General features: G+C 62.5%; 1 protein-coding gene. It reads left to right on the plus strand.

The features are described from left to right. Window positions 1-8: 8 nt before the first annotated feature. Window positions 9-464 (plus strand): REP-associated tyrosine transposase, encoded by a 456-nt coding sequence (locus AC1DQP_RS21290; RefSeq protein WP_478052532.1) that lies wholly within the window; start codon window positions 9-11, stop codon window positions 462-464. Window positions 465-620: the final 156 nt, after the last annotated feature.

Genomic DNA, 620 nt, shown 5'->3' on the forward strand with positions numbered 1-620 from the left:
GTGTGGCGATGACCAGCCCTCGACTGCAGATTGGACGTCACTCTGAAATCGCCCAGGTCTATGCGGTCACCACCGTGACGCTGGGTAGAGCGCCACTTTTCGAAGAACCCGACAACGCCGCGGTCATCATCGATGCCCTGCGATTTGTCGACGCAACGAAACGCACGTGTTCACTGGCGTGGGTGGTGATGCCGGACCATGTGCACTGGATGTTCCAGTTACGCAGCGGGACGCTTGCCACCTGTATGCAGATGTTCAAATCCCGGAGCGGCCGTCTGCTGAACCAACAGCTCGGACGCGGAATGTCGCTGTGGCAGCCAGGATACTTCGACCACGCGGTGCGGTGCGATGAATCGCTCCGTCGGCAGGCGGTTTATATCGCTGCCAATCCGGTTCGAGCCGGACTGGTCGGCAGATTGGGGGAATACCCCCATGCATGGTGCCGCTGGCCATTGCAGGAATGAGCTGGACAATCAGCCGAGCATGGCTCGGCTCAACCGTCCGCCGCCCCTTCCCGSGGTAGAGCCGAGCCAYGCTCGGCTGCACCACCKTCCGTCGTTGCACGTCGCCGCCCCTTCCCGSGGTAGAGCCGAGCCATGCTCGGCTGCACCACCTTCCGT

It is taken from the genome of Stenotrophomonas sp. P5_A8 (assembly GCF_056400545.1).